At 68.2% G+C, this 23,696-nt stretch carries 20 protein-coding genes; 10 read left to right on the top strand and 10 right to left on the bottom strand.

What is annotated here, in order from left to right:
• The first annotated feature begins 101 nt into the window (after positions 1-101).
• Positions 102-1,880, top strand: a complete 1,779-nt coding sequence (locus tag AC5P7R_RS13655) for an MFS transporter (protein WP_459389867.1) — start codon at positions 102-104, stop codon at positions 1,878-1,880.
• A 51-nt stretch (positions 1,881-1,931) separates the two neighbouring features.
• Here the strand turns inward: AC5P7R_RS13655 and AC5P7R_RS13650 are convergent, their stop codons facing one another.
• The 5 genes from AC5P7R_RS13650 to AC5P7R_RS13630 form a co-directional block, all read right to left on the bottom strand.
• Positions 1,932-2,348, bottom strand: coding sequence for a SecDF P1 head subdomain-containing protein (locus tag AC5P7R_RS13650; RefSeq protein ID WP_459390225.1), 417 nt, complete (start codon positions 2,346-2,348; stop codon positions 1,932-1,934).
• Between the two features lie 50 nt (positions 2,349-2,398).
• Positions 2,399-2,950: an HdeD family acid-resistance protein gene (locus AC5P7R_RS13645; RefSeq protein ID WP_021203354.1), complete on the bottom strand. Its 552-nt coding sequence runs from the start codon at positions 2,948-2,950 to the stop codon at positions 2,399-2,401.
• A 58-nt stretch (positions 2,951-3,008) separates the two neighbouring features.
• A complete protein-coding gene (locus AC5P7R_RS13640) occupies positions 3,009-3,704 on the bottom strand; it encodes a ComF family protein (RefSeq protein WP_058979042.1) in 696 nt (231 codons plus the stop codon).
• A gap of 97 nt (positions 3,705-3,801) precedes the next feature.
• Positions 3,802-5,142 (bottom strand): chloride channel protein, encoded by a 1,341-nt coding sequence (locus tag AC5P7R_RS13635; protein WP_058979044.1) that lies wholly within the window; start codon positions 5,140-5,142, stop codon positions 3,802-3,804.
• A gap of 142 nt (positions 5,143-5,284) precedes the next feature.
• Positions 5,285-5,602 (bottom strand): hypothetical protein, encoded by a 318-nt coding sequence (locus tag AC5P7R_RS13630; protein ID WP_111103908.1) that lies wholly within the window; start codon positions 5,600-5,602, stop codon positions 5,285-5,287.
• 298 nt (positions 5,603-5,900) lie between these two features.
• On the opposite strand from AC5P7R_RS13630, the gene bioB reads away from it, so the two are divergent.
• The 5 genes from bioB (at position 5,901) to bioC (ending at position 10,737) form a co-directional block, all read left to right on the top strand.
• A complete protein-coding gene (gene bioB, locus AC5P7R_RS13625; protein WP_227853745.1) occupies positions 5,901-6,944 on the top strand; it encodes a biotin synthase BioB in 1,044 nt (347 codons plus the stop codon).
• A gap of 67 nt (positions 6,945-7,011) precedes the next feature.
• Positions 7,012-8,235, top strand: coding sequence for an 8-amino-7-oxononanoate synthase (bioF, locus tag AC5P7R_RS13620; protein WP_227853744.1), 1,224 nt, complete (start codon positions 7,012-7,014; stop codon positions 8,233-8,235).
• Between the two features lie 17 nt (positions 8,236-8,252).
• A complete protein-coding gene (bioH, locus tag AC5P7R_RS13615; protein ID WP_164144042.1) occupies positions 8,253-9,032 on the top strand; it encodes a pimeloyl-ACP methyl ester esterase BioH in 780 nt (259 codons plus the stop codon).
• 29 nt (positions 9,033-9,061) lie between these two features.
• Positions 9,062-9,841: an SDR family oxidoreductase gene (locus AC5P7R_RS13610; protein WP_227853743.1), complete on the top strand. Its 780-nt coding sequence runs from the start codon at positions 9,062-9,064 to the stop codon at positions 9,839-9,841.
• 11 nt (positions 9,842-9,852) lie between these two features.
• Complete coding sequence (gene bioC / locus AC5P7R_RS13605; protein WP_134735739.1) at positions 9,853-10,737, top strand: malonyl-ACP O-methyltransferase BioC; 885 nt, start codon at positions 9,853-9,855, stop codon at positions 10,735-10,737.
• Between the two features lie 114 nt (positions 10,738-10,851).
• Here bioC and AC5P7R_RS13600 read toward each other — a convergent pair whose 3' ends face one another.
• Complete coding sequence (locus AC5P7R_RS13600; RefSeq protein WP_029379804.1) at positions 10,852-11,496, bottom strand: YdcF family protein; 645 nt, start codon at positions 11,494-11,496, stop codon at positions 10,852-10,854.
• Entirely contained in the window at positions 11,481-12,443 is a 963-nt protein-coding gene (locus tag AC5P7R_RS13595; protein ID WP_058979056.1) for a pyridoxal-phosphate dependent enzyme, read from the bottom strand. The genes AC5P7R_RS13600 and AC5P7R_RS13595 overlap by 16 nt, the downstream gene beginning before the upstream one ends.
• A gap of 159 nt (positions 12,444-12,602) precedes the next feature.
• Here AC5P7R_RS13595 and AC5P7R_RS13590 point away from each other — a divergent pair, with 159 nt between their 5' ends.
• Positions 12,603-13,082, top strand: coding sequence for a hypothetical protein (locus AC5P7R_RS13590; protein WP_058979058.1), 480 nt, complete (start codon positions 12,603-12,605; stop codon positions 13,080-13,082).
• A gap of 548 nt (positions 13,083-13,630) precedes the next feature.
• Positions 13,631-15,520, top strand: a complete 1,890-nt coding sequence (gene mnmG / locus AC5P7R_RS13585) for a tRNA uridine-5-carboxymethylaminomethyl(34) synthesis enzyme MnmG (RefSeq protein WP_021203344.1) — start codon at positions 13,631-13,633, stop codon at positions 15,518-15,520.
• 82 nt (positions 15,521-15,602) lie between these two features.
• Here the strand turns inward: mnmG and smeC are convergent, their stop codons facing one another.
• From smeC to smeA, 3 genes are read right to left on the bottom strand one after another with little or no spacing between them, the layout of a single operon-like run.
• Complete coding sequence (gene smeC / locus AC5P7R_RS13580; protein ID WP_227853741.1) at positions 15,603-17,018, bottom strand: multidrug efflux transporter outer membrane subunit SmeC; 1,416 nt, start codon at positions 17,016-17,018, stop codon at positions 15,603-15,605.
• A complete protein-coding gene (smeB, locus tag AC5P7R_RS13575; RefSeq protein WP_111103920.1) occupies positions 17,015-20,164 on the bottom strand; it encodes a multidrug efflux RND transporter permease subunit SmeB in 3,150 nt (1,049 codons plus the stop codon). Before smeB ends, smeC begins: the two co-directional genes overlap by 4 nt.
• Before the next feature lie 12 nt (positions 20,165-20,176).
• On the bottom strand, positions 20,177-21,373 hold the full coding sequence (smeA, locus tag AC5P7R_RS13570) for a multidrug efflux RND transporter periplasmic adaptor subunit SmeA (protein WP_227853739.1): 1,197 nt from the start codon (positions 21,371-21,373) through the stop codon (positions 20,177-20,179).
• 127 nt (positions 21,374-21,500) lie between these two features.
• Here smeA and baeS point away from each other — a divergent pair, with 127 nt between their 5' ends.
• Positions 21,501-22,892: a sensor histidine kinase efflux regulator BaeS gene (gene baeS / locus AC5P7R_RS13565; RefSeq protein ID WP_111103924.1), complete on the top strand. Its 1,392-nt coding sequence runs from the start codon at positions 21,501-21,503 to the stop codon at positions 22,890-22,892.
• Positions 22,889-23,578: a response regulator gene (locus AC5P7R_RS13560; protein WP_021203339.1), complete on the top strand. Its 690-nt coding sequence runs from the start codon at positions 22,889-22,891 to the stop codon at positions 23,576-23,578. Before baeS ends, AC5P7R_RS13560 begins: the two co-directional genes overlap by 4 nt.
• Positions 23,579-23,696: the final 118 nt, after the last annotated feature.

Here is a 23,696-nt window from a genome sequence, read left to right as displayed (position 1 = left end):
ATATCGGAACGGAAAGCAGCCGAGCATGGCTCGGCTCTACAGAAAGCACTCTGCGACGAACCGCCGCCGGGCGTGGCCCGGCGCTACCACAGGAACTACCGATGACTCCAAGCACCGCTCCGCGCTGGCCCGTACGCTACCTGCTCTTCATCGGCGGCCTCGGTGGCCTGCTGTACGGCATCGACATCGGCATCATCGCCGGTGCCCTGCCCTACCTGGAAGCAACGGCCAGCCATGCCTGGCAGCTCAGCAGCCAGCAGCTCGGCTTCGTGGTGGCCGCGGTACTGCTGGGCAGCGTGCTGTCGTCGCTGTTCGCCGGCATGATCGCCGACCTGATCGGCCGCCGCGGCGCGATGCTGCTGGCCGGCCTGCTGTTCACCGCCTCAATTCCGATCATGGCGCTGGCCTCCGGTTACACGCCGCTGCTGCTGGGCCGCCTGCTGCAGGGCATCAGTGGCGGTTTGATCGGTGTAGTGATTCCGCTGTACCTGGCCGAAGTGCTCAGCCCCGAGCGACGCGGGCGCGGCGCCGCGATGTTCCAGCTGCTGCTGACCGTTGGCCTGGTGCTGGCCGCGCTGATCGGCCTGTACCACGCCCATGCGGTGGATGCCGCCGCCGAGGCCGTGCGCTCGCTGCCGGTCGCGCAGCAGGCGCAGGAACTGTTCACGGTGAAGGACCACGCCTGGCGCACCATCTTCTGGAGTTGTCTGGCGCCAGGCCTGCTGTTCTGCGCCGGTATCTTCTGGCTGTCCGAATCGCCACGCTGGCTGGTGCGCCGCGGCCGCATCGCTGAAGCCCGGCGCAGCCTTGAGCGCGTCCTCCCCGCCGCAGAGGTTGAGCCCACGCTGGCCCAGATCCAGGCGCCGGAATCGAGCAGCAGCGACGGCAAGCGAGACCCACTGCTCAGCCGCCGCTACGTGGTGCCGTTCGTGCTGGCCTGCGTGGTGCTGGCCTGCACCCAGGCCACCGGCATCAATTCGGTGCTGGCCTACGCGGTGAACATCCTCAACCAGGCCGGCCTGTCCGGCTCTGTGGCCAACGGCGCCGACGTGGCGATCAAGCTGCTGAATGCGGTGATGACCGTGGTCGCGCTGCTGCTGGTCGATCGCAAGGGCCGCAAATTCCTGCTGATGCTCGGCAGCGGCGGCATCTGCGTGGCCCTGCTGGGCGCGGCCACGCTGTTCTTCCAGGCCGAACGCGGCCGTACCGACGTGCAGCCGCAACTGCAGGCAGCGGTCAGCGGCGACGGCCTGCGGCTGGTGCTGGATGATGCGCAGTGGCAGCGCCTCGGCGCTGGCATCGACAGCGAAGGCCGGCCGCTGCAACTGACCGTGTCGTATGCCTACGGCGACTTCACCAATGTGCGCGCCCTCCGCAGCGACAACCTGACCGACCGCGAGCTGCGCATCGAGCGTGCCGGCACCGTGCAGCCGGACAGCGTGATCGGTGCGTTCTTCCGCAAGCTGCATCTGAACCCGTTCGCCGACCCGGCCAGTGCCAGCCAGGCGCCATTGCGCATCGAGCAGGCCCGCATCGGCCCGGTGCCGCCGCCGGCCCATGGCTGGGCCGTGGCCGCCTGCATCCTGGTGTTCGTGGCGTTCTTCGCGGTCGGCCCCGGCGTCTGCGTGTGGCTGGCACTGTCGGAACTGATGCCGAACCGCATCCGTTCCAACGGCATGAGCATCGCGCTGCTGATCAACCAGTTCGTGTCCACCACCATCGCCGCGATCTTCCTGCCCACCGTGGGCCACTACGGCTATGCGAGCATGTTCGTGTTCTGGGCGGCGTGTACCTTCGTGTTCTTCCTGGTGGCCGCATTCTGGCTGCCGGAGACCAAGGGCAAGTCGCTGGAAGAGATCGAGGCGCGGTTCGCCCGGTAGCGGTCGACCTTGGTCGACCTCCCCGCGCGGCGCGGGTTCATGGCGCGTCCGTCAGTCGCCAGTGATGTGCTTCCCCAGCTCCTGCGCCTCGGCAACGCTGGGCAGCCCGCTCAGCATCATCGATTCGCCGAACGGCCCCTGCACCGTCGCCACCATCAGCACACGGCCATCCACGCTGATCGCTGCCCGCTGGCCCACCAGTGCTGCCGTGTCATCGTGGATGCGCTGGTGCGCTTCGGGCCGGTAGCGGATCTGCAGGCCGGGCTGCTTGGCATCGTCCAGTACGTAGCGCACATCAGCAATGTCCGCACTGCCGGCAATCGGCGGCTCGCGCAGGGCCAGGGTTTCGCCTTGCCATTGCGCCGGCCGGCCTTTGCCGGAGGCGTCCACCGCGCTCAGGCGCACATCCACGCCGGGGCGTGGCGCATGATCCTTGCCTGCCAAGGCATCGGGTGTGGCGCCAGGCATGCATCCGGTCAGGGCCAACGCCACGCCCAGCAACAGGGAAAGCGCAGCCCTCACTTCAGCTTCCGCAGCTTGAATGCCACCAGTACCTGCAGCAGCCCATACAGCAGGCTGCCGATGCCGATCCACAGCGTGGTCACCGCCACGCCTGCGTACGGGTTGGCCGCAAACAGCAGGCCCAGCACCACCGCAAGCACACCACTGAGTATCAGCAACCACTCGCCCTGGATCTGCTTGCGCACGCGGATCGCGAACACGATGCGATAGATGCCCGCCACCAGCAGCCACGCTGCGAGGAACAACACCAGCACGCTGGCGGTGGCCAGCGGGTTGATCACCGCCAGGATGCCGAAGCCCAGCGAGGCGATGGCATACAGCGCCAGCCACCCACGCGAGGCACCACTGCCGCCGCTGATCAGTGCGAACAGGCTGATGACACCTTCAACGATGGCCATCACGCCCAGTGTCCACGCCAGCGCCATCGCTGCGGACAAGGGCCAGCCGATGGCAACGATGCCAAAACCCAGTGCGACAAGCCCGTACAGCAGCAGGATCCACCAGCTGCGGCCAACCGCCGACAGCAAGGGAGACAAGGGGGAATTCATGACCACTCCTTCGATCCGGAACCGGCCTCATCCTAGCCCCTGTGGATGAAGAGGGCGATCACGGCGCCCGCGCGCAGACCCACACGCGCACCTCCGCAGCGCCCACCAGGCGCAGCGTCTCGGCAACCTCCATCACCGTGCTGCCGGTGGTCATCACATCATCGACCACGGTCAGCCGCGTTGGCACCAATCCACGCACATCGAACGCATCGAACAGATTTTCCCTGCGCTGTTCGGCCGTGCGCTCGGACTGCGGCGCGGTGTGGCGCCGCCGGTACAGCCCCTGCCAGACCGGCATCGGCAGCAGCCGGCACAGCTCGCCCGCCTGGTTGTAGCCGCGCTGGCGCAGCCGGCGATTGTGCAGCGGCACCGGCACCAGCGGTGGACACCACCACGGCGGCGGTGCGCGCTGCATCAGCTGCGCGAGCAGGCGTCCGGCTGCGAGATCCTGATGGAACTTGTAGCGGACCAGCAACTGGTCGACCGGTGGCAGGTACAGCAGGCTGGCGTGGGTAGCCGTCTGTGGCGGTACCTCCTCGCGGCAGCTGCCACAGACGATCAACGCGGTGTCGGGCAACGGCAACGCGCAGCGCAGGCAGGCACGGCCTGCCCAGGGCAGATCGGCCAAGCAAGCGCAGCACAGATCAAGATCATCGTGGCCCGGGTCGCCGCAGACCAGGCAGCGGAGCGGTAGCAGCACACCAAGCAGTGCGCGCGAGACACGGGTTGCCGAACGCAGGAGATAAGTACGCATCACCCAATACTTGATGGCGCACGCCGCGTGCGGCCATCGGCGAAGCACCGATTGCAGTGTCGGAACTGCCCTCAACTGCGACGGGGGCCGCCGCCCGTCAGGAAAGGCGTTCACCCTGTCCGGTCGCCGGTGGCGTAGCGGCGGGCCCGATCAACAACTCCGCCAGCCCGCGATAGATCGGCACCCTGCACACCAGCCCGGACACGCCACGCGCGATCAGCACCGTGGCCAGTATCGGCAGCAGCAGGTCGCCGCTGTCGGTCAGTTCCAGCGAGATCACCGCCGACGTCAGCGGGGCCTGGGTAACGCCGGTCAGGTAAGCACACATGCCCAGCAGCACGAACGCGCGCGGGTCCACGCCCGGCATCAGCACTGCCAGGTTGTGGCCGAGTCCAGCGCCGACCGCCAACGCCGGCGAGAACAGGCCGCCGGGAATGCCCGCCACGTACGAGGCCAGATTGGCCAGCAGCTTCATCAACCCGAACTCGTGGCCGACCAGCGCCTGCCCCTGCACCAGGCTGCGCGCCTGCTCGTAGCCGGTGCCGAACGCGCCTTCACCGAAGACCAGGGCGAGCAGTACCACCGCCATGCCGCAGCCTGCGGCCAACAGCACCGGATGCCGCTGCCGCAGTTGCCCGAGCCAACGCGGGCGGCCCGCCGCACTGGCCAGCACCGCACGCGCGAACAGGCCGCCCAGCAGCCCTGCCACCACGCCGCAAAGCAGGATGGCCAGCCAGCCCTGGCCGAGTGGCAGGCGTGCACTCACATGGCCGAAGTAGGTGTAGTTGCCGAGCAGGCCCAGCGACACCACGCCGCCGACGATCACTGCGGTCAGCAGGGTGCCTGAGAAACGATGCTCGAAGCGGCCGCTGAGCTCCTCGATGGCGAAGACGATACCGGCCAGCGGCGTGTTGAAGGCCGCCGCGATACCCGCCGCACCACCGGCCAGCAGGAAGTGCGAGAGCTCGCGGGGATCCTTGAAACCGAACCAGCGGCCGAACAGATACATCAGGCTTGCGCCTACGTGCACGGTGGGCCCCTCGCGCCCGACCGATGCGCCCCCCAGCAGCGACAGCGAGGTCAGCAGCAGCTTGCCGGCCGAAACCGCTGGGGAAAGGTTGGTTTTCCGGAACGGCTCATCGGCCTTGTCCAGCGCAGCGATGACCTGCGGAATGCCGCTGCCCCGCGTGGGCTTCAGCACGCCGGAAGTGAGCCACGCCAGCAGCGCGAAGATGCCGGGCGTGAGCAGCAGGGCCCACCATGGCGAGTGCGACGTGATGCGCTGGAACAGATGGAACGCCGCGTCGCTGGCCTTGGCGAACAGGATCGCCACCAGCGCCACGGCCACGGCGCCGCCCCAGAGCGCGGCGCGGCGGCGCCAGGCTTCGCTGAGAACCAGCGCGGTGATGCGGCCGCGGAGGCGATGGAGATCGGTCATGAGTCAAAGTCTGCGCGCCAGCGCTTTGGTTAGACAGCGGCCACTGTGGCCGAAGGTCTTGCAGGATGCGGTGAAATGCACGTATGCCGCCAGAAGAGCGTCCTGAACTCGGGCAGATGCAGCGATCTGCGAGATCTGATGCTCAGATCACCAAACGATGGAGAATGTGGGTCAGCGTCAGCTGAGAACAACCTTGGTTCGGCAACACACCATCCTCTCCCGGCGTGCCCACCTCGAATCCTTCCTCAACGTCCTCGTAGTACAGCAACCCTTCGGGCAGTTGTGCGACCGCCCAGACCCACTCAATCATGCCCAGCCTGTGCAACCGAACCGCATGGAATGGCACGCGCAGGGATTCGAAGGTGGCTCGTTGGACAGGTGAGCAATCCTGCAACTGCCGTGCGACCAGGGTTTCCAGTTCTTCCAGGGTGATCGGCTGCCAGTTGTCCGGATTGTCCATTGCAGCGCTGCCCGATTGAACGTGTGTGCTTGAGGTTACGTCCAACGCGCTGCGCGGGTCGATCCTGACGATGTTCGGGCCAAGCTCACCGCGCAGGCTGCCCCCGCTCCCGGCCCGAGGACGGGGTTCGCCGCGGCAGCAGCGATGCCCGCAATCGATGCAGCGCCATGGCCATCGCTTGTATGGAATTCCATTCCAGTCACGGCAAAGTAAACCAAAACATCAAACTAAAAGTTGACAGCCCGTGCCCCCCCACCCACACTGCCGCCCTCGCTCCATTCGTACCCAAGGCCCCGCCATGGCTGCTGCCATCCGCCACGACTGGCATCACGACGAACTGCAGGCGCTGTTCGATCTGCCGTTCCCCGAACTGCTGTTCCGCGCCGCCGCGGTGCACCGCGAGCACTTCGATCCGGCGCAGGTGCAGGTGTCCACGCTGTTGTCGGTGAAGACCGGAGGCTGCCCGGAAGACTGCGCGTACTGCCCGCAGGCGCAGCGCTACAGCACCGGGGTGAATGCGCAGAAGCTGATGGAGACCGACGCGGTGCTGGCCAAGGCGCGCCAGGCCAAGGCCGCCGGTGCATCGCGCTTCTGCATGGGTGCCGCGTGGCGATCGCCAAAGGACCGCGACATTCCGAAGGTGGCGGCGATGATCGCCGGGGTGAAGGCGCTGGGCCTGGAGACCTGCGCCACGCTGGGCATGCTCAGTGGCGAGCAGGCACGTGCGCTGAAGGATGCGGGCCTGGACTACTACAACCACAACCTCGACACCGCGCCGGACTACTACGATTCGATCATCCACACGCGCCAGTACCAGGACCGTCTGGATACGCTGGAGCACGTGCGCGATGCCGGCCTGAAGACCTGCTGCGGTGGCATCGTCGGCATGGGCGAGACGCGCGCGCAGCGCGTTGGCCTGCTGCTGGCACTGGCCACGCTGCCGGCGCATCCGGATTCGGTGCCGATCAACAAGCTGGTGCAGGTGGCGGGCACGCCGCTGCATGGCAGTGCCGAACTGGACCCGTTCGAGTTCGTGCGCATGATTGCGGTGGCCCGCATCGCCATGCCGCGCGCGATGGTGCGGCTGTCGGCCGGGCGCGAGGCGATGAGCGACGAGCTTCAGGCGCTGTGTTTCCTGGCCGGTGCCAATTCGATCTTCTACGGCGACAAGCTGCTGACCACCGGCAACCCGGAAAGCGAGCGCGATCTGGCGCTGTTCGCACGGCTGGGGCTACAGCCGATGGCGGTGCAGGTGGATGCCGAAGGCCACGACCACGGCGGTACCGTGCACGCCGATATCAGTGCCGATACGCCCGGCTGTGGCTGCGCTCACGCGGCCTGAGACGGGCCGCAAGCAGGCGCCGCGGCAACGCGCTACCCTAGCCGCCCCGTCGACGCATTCAGCCACCATGGCCCGCCCCGACCTGACCGCCCGCCTCCACGCCCAGCGCGCTCTGCGCGATGCCCAAGGCCGTCGCCGCCCGCGACGCATGGTCACCCGTCGTGATGGCGTGCGCCTGGAAGTGGACGGCCAGTGGCTGACCGGCTTCTGCAGCAACGACTACCTGGGCCTGGCCCAGCAGTTCAGCGTGGTCAACGCGCTGCAGGACGCCGCCGCACGCGGAGGCGCTGGCGCCGGTGCCTCGCACCTGGTCTGCGGCCATCATGCCCTGCATGAGGCGCTGGAACGCGAGGTGGCCGAGTGGCTGGGCTATCCGCGTGCGCTGCTGTTCGGCAGTGGCTTCGCCGCCAATCTGGCGGTGCAGCAGGCACTGCTGAGCGAAGAGAACGATGTCTGCGTACAGGACAAGCTCAACCACGCCAGCCTCCTTGATGCCACCCGGCTGGCCGGTGCGCGCCTGCGCCGCTACCCGCACCTGGATGCGGAAGGCGCGATGCGCCAGCTCAAGCACGCGCCCGACGGCGCGGCAATGCTGGCCACCGATGGTGTCTTCAGCATGGACGGCGACATCGCACCGCTGCGTGCATTGTCGCTTGTGGCACGCCTGCAACAGGCGCTGTTCTATGTGGATGATGCGCACGGTGTAGGCGTGGTCGGTGATGGCCGTGGTGCCGTGGCCGCCGCCGGACTGGGCGTGGACGACGTACCGCTGCAGTTGGTCACGCTGGGCAAGGCACTGGGCGGTTCCGGTGCGCTGGTGCTGGGCCGCGACGACCTGATCGAGCATCTGGCCGAAACCGCGCGCCCGTACATCTACACCACCGCCGTGCCACCGGCGATGGCCGCTGCTGCGCTTGAAGCAGTGCGCCTGGCGCGCCGCGACCACTGGCGTCGCACAAAGCTGACCGACCTGATCGCGCTGTTCCGCACTGAAGGGCGTCGCCATGGCCTGGACCTGATGGCTTCGGAAACACCGATCCAGCCGCTGCTGTTCGGCGATGACCGCACCGCCGTGGCGATGTCCACGGCGCTGGAACAGGCCGGCTGGCTGGTCGGTGCAATCCGCCCGCCGACTGTGCCGGAAGGCAAGGCACGCCTGCGCGTGACACTGTCCGCGCTGCATACGCCGGAACAGGTGCGCGGCCTGGTGGAGGCCATCGCCAGCGCGCGCGATCGCGTGACCCTGGCCGTGCGTGAAGCCGCGCCACCGCCGCTGCCCGCTTTCGCCTGAGTTCCGTGTCGTTGCCCATGCATATTGACGTCACCGGCCGTGGGCCGGACCTGGTACTGATCCACGGCTGGGCCCTGCAGGGCGGTGTATTCGCGCCGCTGGTGCAGCGCCTGGCGGACCAGTTCACCCTGCACCTGGTCGACCTGCCCGGCCATGGCCACAGCCGCGAGGACACCACGCCGCTGCGCCTGCCGTTCGTGGTCAGTGCCATTGCCGCGGCCACACCCCCGGCGGTGTGGTGCGGCTGGTCGCTGGGCGGCCTGTTCGCGCTGCACGCGGCGGCGACGCTGCCGAAGGTACGCGGGCTGGCGATGATCGCGGCCACGCCGCGCTTCGTGCGTGGCGAGGATTGGCCGCACGCGGTGGAGCCGACGGTGTTCGAGCAGTTCGGGCGCGAGCTGGCCACCGACTTCGGCGGCACGTTGGAACGCTTCCTCGCGCTGGACGTGATGGGCTCGGCACACGCCCGCGAGGAGCTGCGCGTCCTGCGGCAGCGCCTGGTCGAGCGCGGTGCGCCCACCGAACGCGCCCTGCTGGAAGGCCTGCGCCTGCTCGAAAGCACCGATCTGCGCGGCGCGCTGCCGACGCTGGGCAAGCCCAGCCTGTGGATCGCCGGCCAGCGAGACCGGTTGGTGTCTCCGGTGGCGATGCAGGCCGCCGCAGCGCTGGCCCCGGGCGCGCAGGCGCTGACGATCGCCCATGGTGGACATGCGCCTTTCCTCGGCCATGCCGATGAGGTGGCCGCCGCCCTGCAACACTTCGTTGCCGGCCTGTCACCGGCCGATGGCGGACAATGAGCCCCCTCCGAATTCCGCAGGATTGACGCATGGATCTGGGTATCAACGGCCGCTGGGCACTGGTCTGCGGCGCAAGCAAGGGCTTGGGCCTCGGCTGCGCGCGTGCGCTGGTGCGCGAGGGCGTCAACGTGGTGATCGTGGCTCGTGGCGAGGAGGCACTGCAGGTTGCCGCCGCAGGGCTGAGCGCCCTGCCCGGTGCCGGTGAGGTGCGCGCCGTCGCCGCTGACGTCACCACCGAGGCCGGCCGCACTGCGGCGCTGGCCGCCTGCCCGCAGGTGGACATCCTGGTCAACAATGCCGGTGGTCCGCCGCCCGGTGATTTCCGCAATTTCGAACGCGACGACTGGATTGCCGCGCTGGACGCCAACATGCTGGCGCCGATCGCGCTGATCCGCGCCACCGTCGACGCGATGATCGCGCGTGGCTTCGGCCGCATCGTCAACATCACCTCGTCGGCGGTGAAAGCCCCGATCGACATCCTGGCGTTGTCCAACGGCGCGCGCAGTGGTCTGACCGGTTTCGTCGCCGGCCTGGCGCGCCGCACCGTGGCCCACAACGTCACCATCAACAACCTGCTGCCCGGCCAGTTCGACACCGACCGCCTGCGCGCCAACTTCGCCCACAGTGCGGGCAAGGACGGCGATGCCGGCGAAGTCGCCGAACGCCGCCGCCAGCAGATTCCCGCCGGCCGCTTCGGCACGCCTGACGAATTCGGCGCCGCCTGCGCCTTCCTGTGCAGTGCACAGGCCGGTTACCTCACCGGGCAGAATCTGCTGATCGACGGCGGCGCCTACCCCGGTACGTTCTAAGAGAGTTCGCAATGCCGTCCCACTTCGATGCCCGCCATGTCCGTCGCGCGTTCGCGCGTGCCGCCACCAGTTACGACGCTGCCGCCGCCCTGCAGCGCGAGGTGCAGTCGCGGCTGATCGAATCGCTGGACTACCTTGAGGCACGCAAGCCCGAGGTGGTGCTGGACATCGGCGCCGGCACCGGCCATGCAAGTGCGTTGATGAAGAAGCGCTGGCCGAAGGCGCAGGTGATCGCGCTGGACGTGGCGCTGCCGATGCTGGACCAGGCCAAGCGCCAGGCCGGCTGGTGGAAGCCGTTCCAGCGCCTGTGCGGCGACGCCGCTGCGCTGCCGCTGGCCGACAACAGCGTGGACGTGATCTTCAGCAACCTGTGCCTGCAGTGGGTGGACGACCTGCCGGCGGTGTTCGCCGGGTTCCGCCGTGTGCTCAAGCCCGGTGGCCTTCTGCTGTGCTCCACCTTCGGCCCGGAAACGCTGATCGAACTCAACGAAGCCTTCGCCGCCGCCGATGACCGCCCGCACGTCAGCCGCTTTGCACAGATCGCCCAGTTCGGTGATGCGCTGATGATGGCCGGCTTCCGTGACCCGGTGCTGGACCGCGATCTGTTCACCCTGACCTACGACGACCTGCCCTCGTTGATGCGCGAACTGCGCGCGATGGGCGCAACCAACGCACGGGTGGACCGCCGCCATACGCTGACCGGGCGTAGCCGTTTCGCGGCGGCGGCAGCGGCGTATGAACCGATGCGGCGCAGCGACGGCAAGCTGCCCAGCAGCTGGGAAGTGATCTATGCCCATGCCTGGGCACCGGACCCGGGCGCACCGATCCGCGAAGGCGGGCATGACGTGGCCTCGGTACCGGTGTCGGCGATTCCAATCCGGCGCAAGCAGACCTGATCGTCTGGTAGTGCCGGCCGCTGGCCGGCAACCTCACGATTCCATGGTGGGCATCTGCCGGCCAGCGGCCGGCACTACCCAATGCGACGCCGCGCCCAACGCAGGCTTCCGCCCTCAGGTATTGGCCGGCGAACTCAGCGGCGGGCGCACCAGGTCGCGGTGGAAGAAGTAGATCTCCTGCACCAGGAAGCGCCAGCTGGTGTGGAAGCTGCGGAAGCGCGTGCTGGGCGTGGACGAGGCCAGCGCATCGATGCCCAGTGCCTTGCTCAGTCGCAGCGCGCGCGCCATGTGCAGCGGGTCGCTGACGATGATCACCCGGTGCAGGTCGCGCTGGTCCATCAGTCGCTTGGCTTCGACCAGGTTCTGCACGGTGTTGCGCGACGCGGTCTCGATCAGGATAGCGTCGTCCGGCACGCCATGCTTGAGCGCATAACGCCGCGCCACCTGCGATTCGGAGAAGCGCGCACCGGTGCCGCCATAGCCACCGGTGAAGATCAGCAGCGGCGCATAGCGTGCTTCATACAGATCCAGCCCATGGCGGATGCGTTCTTCGAACACTGGTGACGGCTTGGCGTCGTAGGCGGCGGCACCCAGCACGATGATGGCGTCGGCCTTGGCGGCCTGGTCGCGCTCGCCGACCCAGACGATCCAGGCAGTCACACCCAGCAGCCAGATCACCAGCAGGACAAACAGCCGCCACAGCCAGCCCAGCAGGCCGGTGCGAGGCCGATGCCGGTCGCGGCTCATGGCGCCCCCCAGCGCAACGCGGGCAGGTCGACGTTGCCGCCGGACAGCACCAGGCCCACGCGCAGGCCGGCAAAACGTTGCGGCTGTGCCAGCACCGCGGCCAGTACGGTGGCCGAGGATGGCTCGACCACCTGCTTGAGCACCTCCCACAGCAGGCGCATCGCCGCCATCGTCGCGGTGTCATCAACCACGATCACCTCGGCACCTGCCGCGCGCAGCAATTCGAAATTCGGCGCGCCGATCAGGGTACGCAGTCCATCGCAGATCGTGTCCGGGGCGAACGCGCCCTGGCGCTCGCCAGCGGCCAGCGAGCGCGCGGTATCGTCGGCTCCGGCTGGCTCGGCCAGCACCAGGCGGGTCTGCGGGCTGGCGTGCTGCAAGGCCAGCGCGGTGCCGCTGGCCAGGCCACCGCCGCCCACCGGCACCACCAGCACGTCGAACGGGCCGTCGCTGTGCAGCAGTTCCAGGGCGGCAGTGCCCTGCCCGGCCATCACCGCCGGGTCGGTGTATGGATGGACGAGAGTCGCGCCGGTATCGGCCTGCACTTTGGCGCAGGCGGCCTCACGATCGGCGGTGGTCGGCGGGCAGCGCCAGAGGGTGGCGCCATGGCGCGCGATGTTGGCCAGCTTGGCCGCCACCGCGCCTTCCGGCACCACCACGTGACAGGGAATGCCACGCGTGCGCGCGGCCAGCGCCAAGGCGGCGCCATGATTGCCGGAGGAGTGCGTGACCACGCCGGCACTGGCGCGATCGGCCTCCAGCGACCACACCGCGTTGCAGGCACCACGGAACTTGAATGCGCCGCCGCGCTGCAGGTGCTCGGCCTTGAACGCGAGTTGCGCGCCGGCCAGCGCATCAAGCATGCGCGAGCGCAGTACCGGGGTCACGCTGGCATGCGGGGCAATCCTCGCCGCAGCAAGCAGGACGTCATCGGCGCGGGGCAACAGTGAATCGCTCATGACGCAAGATTAACGTATGGCTTCGCGCTGGCGACCGAGACGCAGGTCATGCCAGCATGCAGGCCTACGCCTCCATTCATCCTGGCCGGCAGAATTAAGGGCCGATTCAACGCCGGCGCCCGAAGCTGACTGCACACCCGTCCTCTGGGGGGACCCACCATGAAAATGCGCCTGATGCTTGCCGGTGGCCTGTTGCTGGCCCTGACCGGCTGCACCACCTACGACTATGTCGGCGGCGGCCGCAGCGGCAGCTACTACCACGGTGCGCCGTCGGTGGAGTACCGCTACCCGGCCGGCTATCCCTACAACTACGGCCCCTACTACGGTGGCTATGGCGGCTACTACGGCGGCTACGGCAACCCGTATTACTCGCGCCCGATCTACCGACCGCCGCACAACCACCGCCCGCCGCCGCGCCCGGGCAATGGTGGCGAGCATCGTCCCCCGCCGCCGTCACGGCCGTCGTACAACGGTGGTTCCCCGTGGCGGAACATGGATTCGATGCGGCGCCCGCCGCAGTCGAACGCCCAGCCCTCGGCGCCCCAGGCCCGTCCGGCACCGGCACCGAGTGCGCCGAGGATGAACGGTTCCCCCTGGCGCAACATGGATCGTGCGACGCAACGCACAGTTGAGCGCTGAACCGTCTTGCATTTCACACGGTCCAAGCCGCAATCTACGCGAACAGTGACGGCCCGCGTCACAAAGTGACAAGAACGACAGGGGCCGCCGCACAAAGCTCTACGTCGATATCCGACAGGAACATCTGGATCCCCCCTGTTCCGGCCCTGTCGGATGTCGGCACCTCTGAAGGCAGACGGCCCCGCAATGCGGGGCCGTTTGTTTTATCGGGTCCCCAACCGGCGAGAGCCTGGGTTTCGGTAGATCCACGCCATGCGTGGATGGCGCCTTCCTGACAGCCGCAAAAAAACAGGGCCGGACAGTCCCCCGACTGCCGGCCCTCTGCTCCCCCATCGTGCGCCTGTACCGGCCCCTGTTCCAATTCCGGTCACGGGCGCCTGCGGCGCCAGCCACGATGGGTGCTATTGGGTTATCTGCAAAAATCCTGCCAACTTTAGGGCCGATTTCGCCGCCAACTGGCCGGCGCCGGCGTCCGGACCCCGAATGGCGCTAAAATCGCCACCCCGGCGCCGCCCCCGGCCGCGCCTGCCCCAAGCTGAACAGCCCCCATGAACCCGTCCTTCCATCGTTACGACGTCATCGTCATCGGCGGTGGCCACGCCGGCACTGAAGCCGCGCTGGCCGCGGCCCGCACCGGCGTGCGCACCCTGCTGCTGACCCACAACATCGAAACCGTGGGTGCGATGAGCTGCAACCCGGCCATCGGCGGCATCGGCAAGGGCCACCTGGTCAAGGAAATCGACGCGCTCGGCGGTGCGATGGCGCATGCCGCCGACCGCGCCGGCATCCAGTGGCGCACCCTCAACGCCTCCAAGGGCCCGGCCGTGCGCGCCACCCGCTGCCAGGCCGACCGCAACCTGTACCGCATGGCGATCCGCGCCATCGTCGAAGGCCAGGCCAACCTGACCGTGTTCCAGGCGGCCGTCGATGACCTGGTCATCGAAGGCGACGCCGTGCGCGGGGTCATCACCCAGACCGGCCTGCGCTTCGACGCCGAGGCCGTGGTGCTGACCGCCGGCACCTTCCTGGCCGGCAAGATCCATGTCGGCCCGACCCAGTACGCCGCCGGCCGCATGGGCGACCCGCCGGCCACCACGCTGGCCGCGCGCCTGCGCGAGCGCCCGTTCCAGGTGGACCGCCTGAAGACCGGCACGCCGCCGCGCATCGACGGCCGCTCGCTGGACTACAGCGTGATGGATGAGCAGCCCGGCGACTCGCCGCGCCCGGTGATGTCCTTCCTGGGTTCGGTGGACGAGCATCCGCAGCAGGTCAGCTGCTGGATCACCCACACCACCGAACAGACCCACCAGATCATCCGCGACGCACTGCACCGCTCACCGCTGTACAGCGGCCAGATCGAGGGCATCGGCCCGCGCTACTGCCCGTCCATCGAGGACAAGGTGGTGCGCTTTGCCGAGAAGGCCAGCCACCAGATCTTCGTCGAACCCGAAGGCCTGGGCATCGTCGAGATCTACCCCAACGGCATCTCCACCTCGCTGCCGTTCGACGTGCAGCTGGAGATGGTGCGCAGCATCCGCGGTTTCGGCAACGCGCATATCACCCGCCCGGGCTACGCGATCGAGTACGACTTCTTTGATCCACGCGGGTTGAAGGCTTCGCTGGAAACCAAGCTGGTCAACGGCCTGTTCTTCGCCGGCCAGATCAACGGCACCACCGGCTATGAGGAAGCCGCCGCGCAAGGCCTGTTGGCCGGCCTCAACGCTGCACGCCAGGTGCGCGGGCTGGACGGCTGGTGCCCGCGCCGCGACGAGGCGTACCTGGGCGTGCTGGTGGATGACCTGATCACTCACGGTACCAACGAGCCCTACCGCATGTTCACCAGCCGCGCCGAGTACCGCCTGCAGCTGCGCGAGGACAATGCCGACCAGCGCCTGACCCCGGCCGGCCGCGAGATGGGCTTGGTGGATGACCGCCGCTGGAACGCGTTCGAGACCAAGCAGGCCGCTGTTGCTGCCGAACGCGCACGCCTGGGCGCGCTGTGGGCAACCCCGGCCAATGCGCTGGGCCGCGAAGTGCAGGACACGCTGGGTGTGGCGGTCAGCCGCGAGACCAGCGTGCTGGACCTGATCAAGCGCCCCGAGCTGGACTACGCGCAGCTTATGCAGGTGCCGTCGCTGGGCCCGGCGGTGGCCGACGCCAAGGTGGCCGAACAGGTGGAGATCGGCGTGAAATACGCCGGCTACCTGGACCGCCAGCGCGAGGAGATCGAGCGCCAGCAGCGGCATGAAGCCACGCCAATCGCCGAAGCCTTCGATTACGCGGCGGTGCGCGGGCTGTCGGCCGAAGCGCTGCAGAAGCTGGAGCGCGTGCGCCCGCAGACCATCGGCCAGGCGCAGCGCATTCCGGGCATGACCCCCGCGGCAATCTCGCTGCTGCTGGTGCACCTGGAGCGTGCACGCCGCGGCCGCGTGGCGTAACGCGGGACCGTCCGCTTCTGGTGGGTACCGGCCAAGGTCGGCACGTACCGGAGCGGAAGACGCACCCACATTGGCGAACGCGCTAGCGTGCGTCGGCCCCGCCGCCCAGCACCTTGAACAACGTCACCCGGTTGCCTGCCTCCTGCTGCTGCAGCGCGATCAGGTCCTGCTGCGCGGCAAACAGGCTGCGTTGCGCATCCAGTGCCTGCAGATAGCCGTCCAGCCCGGTGCGGTAACGCGCATCGGCCAGCGTGTAGCTGCGCTGGTTGGCGGCCACCAGTGCGCGCTGTGCGTCCATCTGCACGGTCAAGTGATCGCGCGTGGCCAGCGCATTGGCTACTTCACTGAAGGCCTGCTGGATCGCCTTCTCGTACTGCCCGATGCCGATGTCCTTGCCGATCTTCGAGGCATCCAGCGATGCCTTCAGCGCGCCGGCGTGGAAGATCGGCGCGGTGATGCTGGGCGCGAACGACCAGCCACGGGTGCCGGCCGAGAACAACGTCGACAACGCGGTGGAGCTGTGGCCGTAATTGGCGGTCAATGTCAGCGTCGGGAAGAATGCAGCGCGCGCGGCACCGATATCGGCATTGGCCGCCTGTAGTGCGTGTTCGGCGGACAACACGTCCGGGCGCTGCAGCAGCACGCTGGACGGCAGGTTGGCCGGCAGCGGCGCCAGTGCCACGCTGCCATCCAGCGCCTGCGCGGTTGGCAGCAAGGCCGGATCCAGCGGCGCCCCTACCAGCAACTGCAATGCATCGCGATCCTGCGCCTGCTGCGTCTGCAGCTTGGCCAGCGCACCGCGCGCGGCTTCGACGCTGGTCTGTACCTGCGCCAGGTCCAGGCCCGAGGCCAGGCCTTGGGCGTGGCGGGCCTCGGTGCGCTGCAGGGTCTGCTGCTGGCTGTCCAGGGTCTGCCGGGTGAACGCCAGTGACTGCTCGTCCGCTGCCAACGCCAGCCACGCCGTGGCCACTTCGGCCACCAGGCTGGTGCGCGCGGCGCGCTGGTTCTCGGCGCTGGCCAGCCAGTTCTGCAGGGCCTCGTTCTTCAGGCTGCGGATGCGTCCGAACAGATCCAGTTCCCAACTGCTGATACCCACCTGCACGGCATCGGATTCGGTTACCTGGGTGGCACCGGTCTCGCTGTTGGCATCACTTACCCGCGAGCGGGTGACACTGCCGCTGGCATCCACCGACGGCAGCAGCGCCGCGCGCTGGATGCGGTACTGCGCGCGTTCCTTCTCCACCTGCAGCATGGCCACGCGCAGGTCGCGGTTGTTCTGCAGCGCCAGCGCGATCACCTGCTGCAGGCGCGGCTCGAGGAAGACTTCGCGCCAGGCTGGCACCGCCAGTGCTGGCTCGGCCTCGGCCGTGGCGGCATTGCCGAATTGTGCCGGCACCGGCGCCTCGGGCCTCTGGTAATGCGGCGCCATGCTCACGCAGCCGCCCAGCACGGTGGTCATCGTTGCGGCCGCAATGGCGCGCAGCAGCATCGGCTTCATGGGCTTGCCTCCGGGGCAGTGGCTTCGGCAGGCGCGCGGCCCGGGAACAGGCGGCGCACGAGCAGGTAGAACAACGGCACGAAGAACATGCCCAGCACCATCGAGGCGACCGTGCCGCCGGCCACGCCGGTACCCAGCGAGCGGCGCGCGGCCGAGCCAGCGCCGGTGGCGAACACCAGCGGCAGCACACCCATCAGAAACGCCAGCGAGGTCATCACGATCGGCCGCAGGCGCAGATAGACGGCCTGCAGGATCGCCTCGCGGGTGCTCCTGCCCTGCTGTTCAAGGATGCGCGCGAACTCGACGATCAGGATGCCGTTCTTGGCCGCCAGGCCAATCGTGGTCAGCAGGCCGACCTGGAAGTACACGTCGTTGTTGAGGCCACGCAGGTTCATCATCAGCACCGCACCAAACACGCCCACCGGCACCGCCAGCATCACCGCGAACGGCACCGCCCAGCTTTCATACAGCGCGGCCAGGCACAGGAACACGAACAGCAGCGAGATGGCGTACAGCATCGGCGCCTGATTGCCCGACAGCTGTTCCTGGTAGGCCATGTCCGACCAGGCATGGCTGAAGCCTTCCGGCAGCGCGTCGGCCAGGCGTGCGATCTCGGCCATCGCCTCGCCGGAACTGACGCCCGGCGCGGGCTGGCCGGTGATCTCCATCGCCGACACGCCGTTGTAGCGCTGCAGCGCGGCCGGCGCGCTGGTCCAGTGCGCGCTGACCAGCGACGACAGCGGCACCATCTGGCCGACCTGGTTGCGCACGCTCCAGCGCTCGATGTCCTGCGGCTGCATGCGCGCTTCGGCGGTGCCCTGGATGAACACCTTCTTGATGCGGCCCTTGTAGATGAAGTTGTTGACGAAGTCGCCGCCCAAGGCCGCATTCAAGGTGTCATTGATGTCCTGCGGATTCACGCCCATGGCCTGCGCCTTGGCGTCGTCCACCTTCACCGCATACACCGGCGCGTCTTCCAGGCTGGCGTAGCGCACGTTGACCAGCTTCGGATCCCTGGCGGCCTCCTTCAGCAGCGTGTTGCGCGCGGCCACGGCGGCGGCATGGCCGGCGCCGCCTTCGTCCTGCAGTTCCAGGGTGAAACCGCCCGCATCGCCCAGGCCAAGGATGGCCGGTGGCGAGGTGATGAACACCTGCGCATCGGGCACGCTGGCCATGGCCGCGGTCAACCGTGCGGCAATGGTGTCGGCGTCATCCTTGCGGTCATCCCAGTCCTTCAGGCGGATGAAGGCCTGGCCGACGTTCTGGCCGCTGCCGGTGACACTGAAGCCGGCGGTGGCCTGGATCGACAGCACGCCGTCGTCCTTCACCGCGGCGGCACTCAGGCGATCCATCACCGCGCGGGTCTGCTCCAGGGTGGCACCGGCCGGCAGCTTCACCAGCGCGTTGAGCATGCCCTGGTCCTCGTCGGGCAGGAACGCACCCGGCAGGTGCCACAGCAGCAGGCCGGTGGCCACGCTCAGCGCCAGGTAGAACCCCACGCCCAGCGTGCGCCGGCCAAGGAAGCCATCCACCCGGCGACGCAGGCCGTTGGAGGTGCGCTCGAAACGGTGGTTGAACCAGATGAAGCACTTGCCCAGCAGGCTCGGCTCACCGCCGTGGTCGCCATGCGGATGGCCGCCCTTGGGAATCTGGTGCAGGATGCTGCCGCACAGGGCCGGGGTGATGGTCATCGCCACCAGCACCGACAGGATCATCGCAGCGGCAATCGTCACCGAGAACTGGCGATAGATCACGCCGGTGACACCGCTGAAGAACGCCATCGGCAGGAACACGGCGGTCAGCACCAGCACGATGCCCACCAGCGCGCCGGTGATCTGGCCCATCGCCTTCAGCGTGGCCGGCTTCGGCGCCAGCCCTTCGAAGGTCATCACCCGCTCCACGTTCTCAACCACCACGATGGCATCGTCCACCAGCAGGCCGATGGCCAGCACCAGTGCGAACATGGTCAGGGTATTGATCGAATAGCCAAATGCCGCCAGCACGCCGAAGGTGCCCAGCAGCACCACCGGCACCGCGATGGTCGGGATCAGGGTGGCGCGCCAGTTCTGCAGGAACAGGTACATCACCAGCACCACCAGGATGATCGCCTCGATCAGGGTGATCACCACTTCCTTCAGCGAGATGGTCACGAACGGCGTGGTGGTGAACGCCACGTGGTAGGTGTAGCCGTGCGGCCAGTACTTCTGCAACTGCTGCAAGCGGGTCTCGATGGCCTTGGACACGGCGATGGCATTGGCGCCGGCATTGAGCTCGATGCCCAGCGACGCCGACGGCTTGCCGTTGAAGGTGCTGATGCTGTCATAGCTCTCCGGCCCCAGGCCGATCGTCGCCACGTCGCCCAGGTGCACTACGCTGCCGTTGGCATCGGCCTTCAGCACCACCCGCGCGAACTGTTCGGGCGTGTGCAGGCGGCTGCGCGCGGTGACCGTGGCGTCCAGCTGCTGGCCCTTCAGTGCCGGCTGGCCACCCAGCTCACCGGCCGAGACGTCGGTGTTCTGCGCCTGCAGTGCGGTCTCGATGTCCGACGGCATCAGCGCGTACTGGCGCATCTTCTCCGGGTCCAGCCAGATGCGCATGGCGTATTCCTGGCCGATCGGCTGGATGTTGCCGACACCACTGACGCGGCTGATCTGGTCGTCGATGCGCGCTTCCATGAAGTTGGCGACATCGAAGTTGTCCATGCTGCCGTCTTCGCTGGTGAACGACAGCACCTCGAAGATCGAACCACTGGACTTGGTGATGGTCAGGCCGTTCTGCTGCACCGCCTGCGGCAGCGTCGCCATCGCCGCCTGCAGCTGGTTCTGCACCTGCACCTGCGCGGTGTCCGGATTGGTGCCGGTGGCAAACACCAGGTTGACCTGCGCCGAGCCATCGGAGGCGCTGGTGGAGGTCATGTACATCAGGTGGTCCAGGCTCTGCTGGGACTGCTCGATGACCTGGGTGACCGCGTTTTCCACGGTCTGCGACGAGGCGCCGGTGTAGGTGGCGCGGATGGTGATGGTGGGTGGGGCGATCTGCGGGTAGCGGTCCACCGGCAGGATCAGGATCGCGAGCAGGCCGAGCAGGCTGACCGCGATGGCGATCACCCAGGCGAAGATCGGCCGGTCGATGAAGAAACGAACCATGCGCGGCAGGCCTCAGTGCGACGTTTCGTCGGTGTTGCCGGTCGGGTCGATCGCCGGCATTGCGGCCAGCTGCGCGGTGGTGGCCGCCACCGCCTGCACCTGCTGGCCAAGCGCTACCGCGCTGCCGTTGCTGACGATCACCCGATCGCCAGCCTTCAGCCCCTGCGTGATCTGCCACTGGTTGCCCACTACCTGGCCGGTGCTGACCCGGCGCTCGACCACGCGGTCCTTTGCGTCGAGCAGGCGCAGCAGCGGCTCGCCACGTTCATTGCGCAGCACCGCCTTCTGCGGCACCAGCAGGGCGCGCGCATCGGTGGCCATCGGCAGCACCGCCCTCAGGTACATGCCTGGCAGCAGCAGGCCCTCCGGGTTCGGAATGACCGCGCGCAGCACCACGTTGCCGGTGCCCGGGTCGACTGCGCTGCCGACAAACTCCAGGGTGCCTTCATGCGCGTACGTGCTGCCGTCCTCCAGCAGCACCTTCACCTGTGCCTTGCCGTCGATGGCTTTCACCCGGCCGGCATCGAGCTGCTTGCGCAGCGCCAGCATCTGCGTGCTGGACTGGGTGACATCCAGATAAACCGGGTCCAACCGCTGGATGGTTGCCAGCGCCGCGTCCTGGCCGGCGGCGACCAGCGCGCCAGCGGTGACACTGGACGTGCCGATGCGGCCATCGATCGGTGCAGTAACCCGGGTGTAGTCGAGGTTGATGCGGGCCGCCTGCAGCGCAGCGCGCGCGGCGATCACATTGGCCTGGGCCTGCTTCAGTGCCGAGGTGGCATCGTCGACGTCCTGCTTGCTGGCCGCATCCATGCCCAGCAGCGTGCGGGTGCGCTCGGCCTTCGGCTGCGCCGACAACACAGTGGCCTCGGCCTGCGCCAGCTGGCCACGCGCGGTATCGAAGGCGGCCTGGTACGGCGCCGGATCGATCTGGTAAAGCAGCTGGCCGGCCTTGACCTGCTGGCCTTCGGTGAACAACCGCTGGCGGATCAGCCCAGCGACCTGCGGGCGCACCTCGGACACCTCGAACGGTACGGCGCGACCGGGCAGGGTCTGTTGCAGGGCCAGCGGCTGCACGCTGGCAGTGATGACGCCCACTTCAGGGGTGGCCGGGGCCTCGGGCCTGCCCGCCGAGCAGGCCGCCAGGGCCAGCAGCAGGGGCAGCAACAGCGGACGGGGGGAGCGGGACAGCGGGCGCAGGAGTGACATGGGGGGCGGGGGGCCTTGCGTTGACCCGTGCACGCTGCCGTGGAACTGTGCAGAGAATATGGAGATTGTGCGACCGGCTCAGCGGGCGCTTGCTTTCGGCGCCGCATGCGCCGCTAATGGCCCCGCGATGGCGAAGATTCGACTCAAATTCGGCCTGACCGCGAAGACCTTCCTCGCGATCTTCACCGCCTGCCTGCTGGTGCTGGCAGTGAACGGTATTGCCAGCCGCGTGGCGTTCCAGACCGGCTTCCTGGACTACCTCAATGACCAGGGCGACCTGCGCATGCAGCGGATGATGCCCCACCTGCAGCGCGAGTACCGCGAGCACGGTGGCTGGGGACATCTGCATGGTGATGGCGACCGCTGGGCGCGGTTGCTGCGCCCGGATCTGGCCCATGGGCACGAAGGACCGGTGCCGCCGCTGTCCGACCAGACCGGCGTGCCGTCGCGTCTGGGCCTGTTCGATGCGCAGCACCACTTCGTGGCCGGCAACCCCGACGCCACCAGCGATGACGAGCCGCATGCTGTGCAGGTGGACGGGCAGACCGTCGGTTGGCTGGGCATGGTGCCGTTCCAGACCGTCATCGCCACCAACGACCTGAATTTCTACAACACCCAGGTGCGCGCCTGGTGGGTGATCGGCATCGCCCTACTGCTGGTGACGGTACTGCTGGCCTGGCTGGTATCGCGGGCGCTGCGCCAGCGCCTGGCCAAGCTGGCCGCGGCCACGCACCGGCTGGCAGCCGGTGACTACGCCACCCGCATCGAGCGCACCAGCGACGATGAGCTGGACGCACTGGTCAACGACTTCAACCGGATGGCGCAGGCGCTGGACGATACCGAGCGCAACCGCCGCGCCTTCATCGCCGACATCTCGCATGAGCTGCGCACGCCATTGGCGGTGGTGCGCGCCGAGCTGGAGGCGATCGAAGATGGCATCCGTCCGCTGGACCGCGCCAACCTGGTGGGCCTGCAGGGCGAGATCCGCCAGCTGGGCAAGCTGATCGACGACCTGCACGACCTGTCGATGACGCAGTCCGGGGGCCTGGCTTACCGCTTCGCCCCGCTGGACTTGGCGGCCCTGCTGCGCAGCGAACTCAACGGCATGCGCATGCGCTTCGCCAATGCAGGCCTGGCGCTGGAGGAAGATCTGCCCGCCATGCCGTTGCAGGTGTCCGGTGACGAACGGCGCCTGCAGCAGGTGCTGGCCAACCTGCTGGAGAATGCACTGCGCTACACCCACGCCGGTGGCCGCGTACTCGTGCAGGCAGCGCACGTGCCTGCCGGCGTGCAGCTGATCGTGGAAGACACCGCGCCGGGCGTGCCGGCCGACAAGTGCGCGCTGTTGTTCGAACGCTTCTACCGCGTGGAGAGTTCGCGCAACCGGGCCAGTGGTGGCAGCGGGCTGGGCCTGGCCATCAGCCACAACATCATCCTCGCCCACCACGGCGTCATCCACGCCGAGTCCTCGCCACTGGGCGGGCTGCGCGTGGTCATCACCCTGCCGGAGCCTGCATGAGCACGTCGCCCGCCACGTCCGCGAAGATCCTGATCGTCGAGGACGAGCCACGCCTGGCCTCGGTACTGCGCGACTACCTGGCCGCTGCCGGCATGGCCAGCGAGTGGGTGGACGACGGTGGCCAGGTGATCGACGCGTTCGCGCGCTACCAGCCCGATCTGGTGCTGCTGGACCTGATGCTGCCGCAGCGCGACGGCGTGGACCTGTGCCGCGAACTGCGCGCCAGCAGCGATGTGCCGGTCATCATGGTCACCGCACGGGTGGAGGAGATCGACCGCCTGCTGGGCCTGGACATCGGTGCCGACGACTACATCTGCAAGCCGTTCAGTCCGCGCGAGGTGGTCGCGCGGGTGGTGGCGGTACTGCGCCGCTATCGCCCGGACCCCGCTGCACGCGCCAACAGCGGCCTGCACATCGACGAGCCGGCAGCACGCGCCACCTGGAACGGCAAGGGCCTGGACCTGACGCCGGTGGAGTACCGCCTGCTGCGCACGCTGCTGGCCACGCCCGGCCGGATCTGGGCACGCGATGAACTGCTCGACCGCCTCTATCTGGACCACCGCGTGGTGGTCGACCGCACCGTCGACAGCCACGTGCGCAACCTGCGCCGCAAGCTGGCTGACGCCGGCATGGAAGGCGAACCGATCCGTTCGGTGTATGGCATGGGCTACAGCTACGAGCCGTGATCGCGTTCGCCGGGCTTGGCCCGGCGCTACCCCGTCATGCCTCGTCGACGAACGTCACCCTCTGGTAGCGCCGGGCCATGCCCGGCGAGCGCAGCGATGCAGACCTGCGCTACTGTCG

It is taken from the genome of Stenotrophomonas sp. YJH_SMC_27, assembly GCF_059369815.1.
The sequence above is the reverse complement of the archived record's forward strand: the minus strand, read 5'-3'. Positions and strand labels throughout refer to the sequence as shown.

What these genes read in the sequence shown, in the direction of transcription:
- smeA (WP_227853739.1), bottom strand. Translation starts at nt 21,373, where the DNA reads ATGTCACTCCTGCGCCCGCTGTCCCGCTCCCCCCGTCCGCTGTTGCTG.
- mnmG (WP_021203344.1), top strand. Translation starts at nt 13,631, where the DNA reads ATGAACCCGTCCTTCCATCGTTACGACGTCATCGTCATCGGCGGTGGC.
- smeB (WP_111103920.1), bottom strand. Translation starts at nt 20,164, where the DNA reads ATGGTTCGTTTCTTCATCGACCGGCCGATCTTCGCCTGGGTGATCGCC.
- AC5P7R_RS13635 (WP_058979044.1), bottom strand. Translation starts at nt 5,142, where the DNA reads ATGACCGATCTCCATCGCCTCCGCGGCCGCATCACCGCGCTGGTTCTC.
- bioC (WP_134735739.1), top strand. Translation starts at nt 9,853, where the DNA reads ATGCCGTCCCACTTCGATGCCCGCCATGTCCGTCGCGCGTTCGCGCGT.
- AC5P7R_RS13595 (WP_058979056.1), bottom strand. Translation starts at nt 12,443, where the DNA reads ATGAGCGATTCACTGTTGCCCCGCGCCGATGACGTCCTGCTTGCTGCG.
- AC5P7R_RS13590 (WP_058979058.1), top strand. Translation starts at nt 12,603, where the DNA reads ATGAAAATGCGCCTGATGCTTGCCGGTGGCCTGTTGCTGGCCCTGACC.
- AC5P7R_RS13630 (WP_111103908.1), bottom strand. Translation starts at nt 5,602, where the DNA reads ATGGACAATCCGGACAACTGGCAGCCGATCACCCTGGAAGAACTGGAA.
- AC5P7R_RS13645 (WP_021203354.1), bottom strand. Translation starts at nt 2,950, where the DNA reads ATGAATTCCCCCTTGTCTCCCTTGCTGTCGGCGGTTGGCCGCAGCTGG.
- AC5P7R_RS13610 (WP_227853743.1), top strand. Translation starts at nt 9,062, where the DNA reads ATGGATCTGGGTATCAACGGCCGCTGGGCACTGGTCTGCGGCGCAAGC.
- AC5P7R_RS13640 (WP_058979042.1), bottom strand. Translation starts at nt 3,704, where the DNA reads ATGCGTACTTATCTCCTGCGTTCGGCAACCCGTGTCTCGCGCGCACTG.
- smeC (WP_227853741.1), bottom strand. Translation starts at nt 17,018, where the DNA reads ATGAAGCCGATGCTGCTGCGCGCCATTGCGGCCGCAACGATGACCACC.
- baeS (WP_111103924.1), top strand. Translation starts at nt 21,501, where the DNA reads ATGGCGAAGATTCGACTCAAATTCGGCCTGACCGCGAAGACCTTCCTC.
- AC5P7R_RS13650 (WP_459390225.1), bottom strand. Translation starts at nt 2,348, where the DNA reads ATGCCTGGCGCCACACCCGATGCCTTGGCAGGCAAGGATCATGCGCCA.
- bioH (WP_164144042.1), top strand. Translation starts at nt 8,253, where the DNA reads ATGCATATTGACGTCACCGGCCGTGGGCCGGACCTGGTACTGATCCAC.
- bioB (WP_227853745.1), top strand. Translation starts at nt 5,901, where the DNA reads ATGGCTGCTGCCATCCGCCACGACTGGCATCACGACGAACTGCAGGCG.
- AC5P7R_RS13655 (WP_459389867.1), top strand. Translation starts at nt 102, where the DNA reads ATGACTCCAAGCACCGCTCCGCGCTGGCCCGTACGCTACCTGCTCTTC.
- AC5P7R_RS13560 (WP_021203339.1), top strand. Translation starts at nt 22,889, where the DNA reads ATGAGCACGTCGCCCGCCACGTCCGCGAAGATCCTGATCGTCGAGGAC.
- bioF (WP_227853744.1), top strand. Translation starts at nt 7,012, where the DNA reads ATGGCCCGCCCCGACCTGACCGCCCGCCTCCACGCCCAGCGCGCTCTG.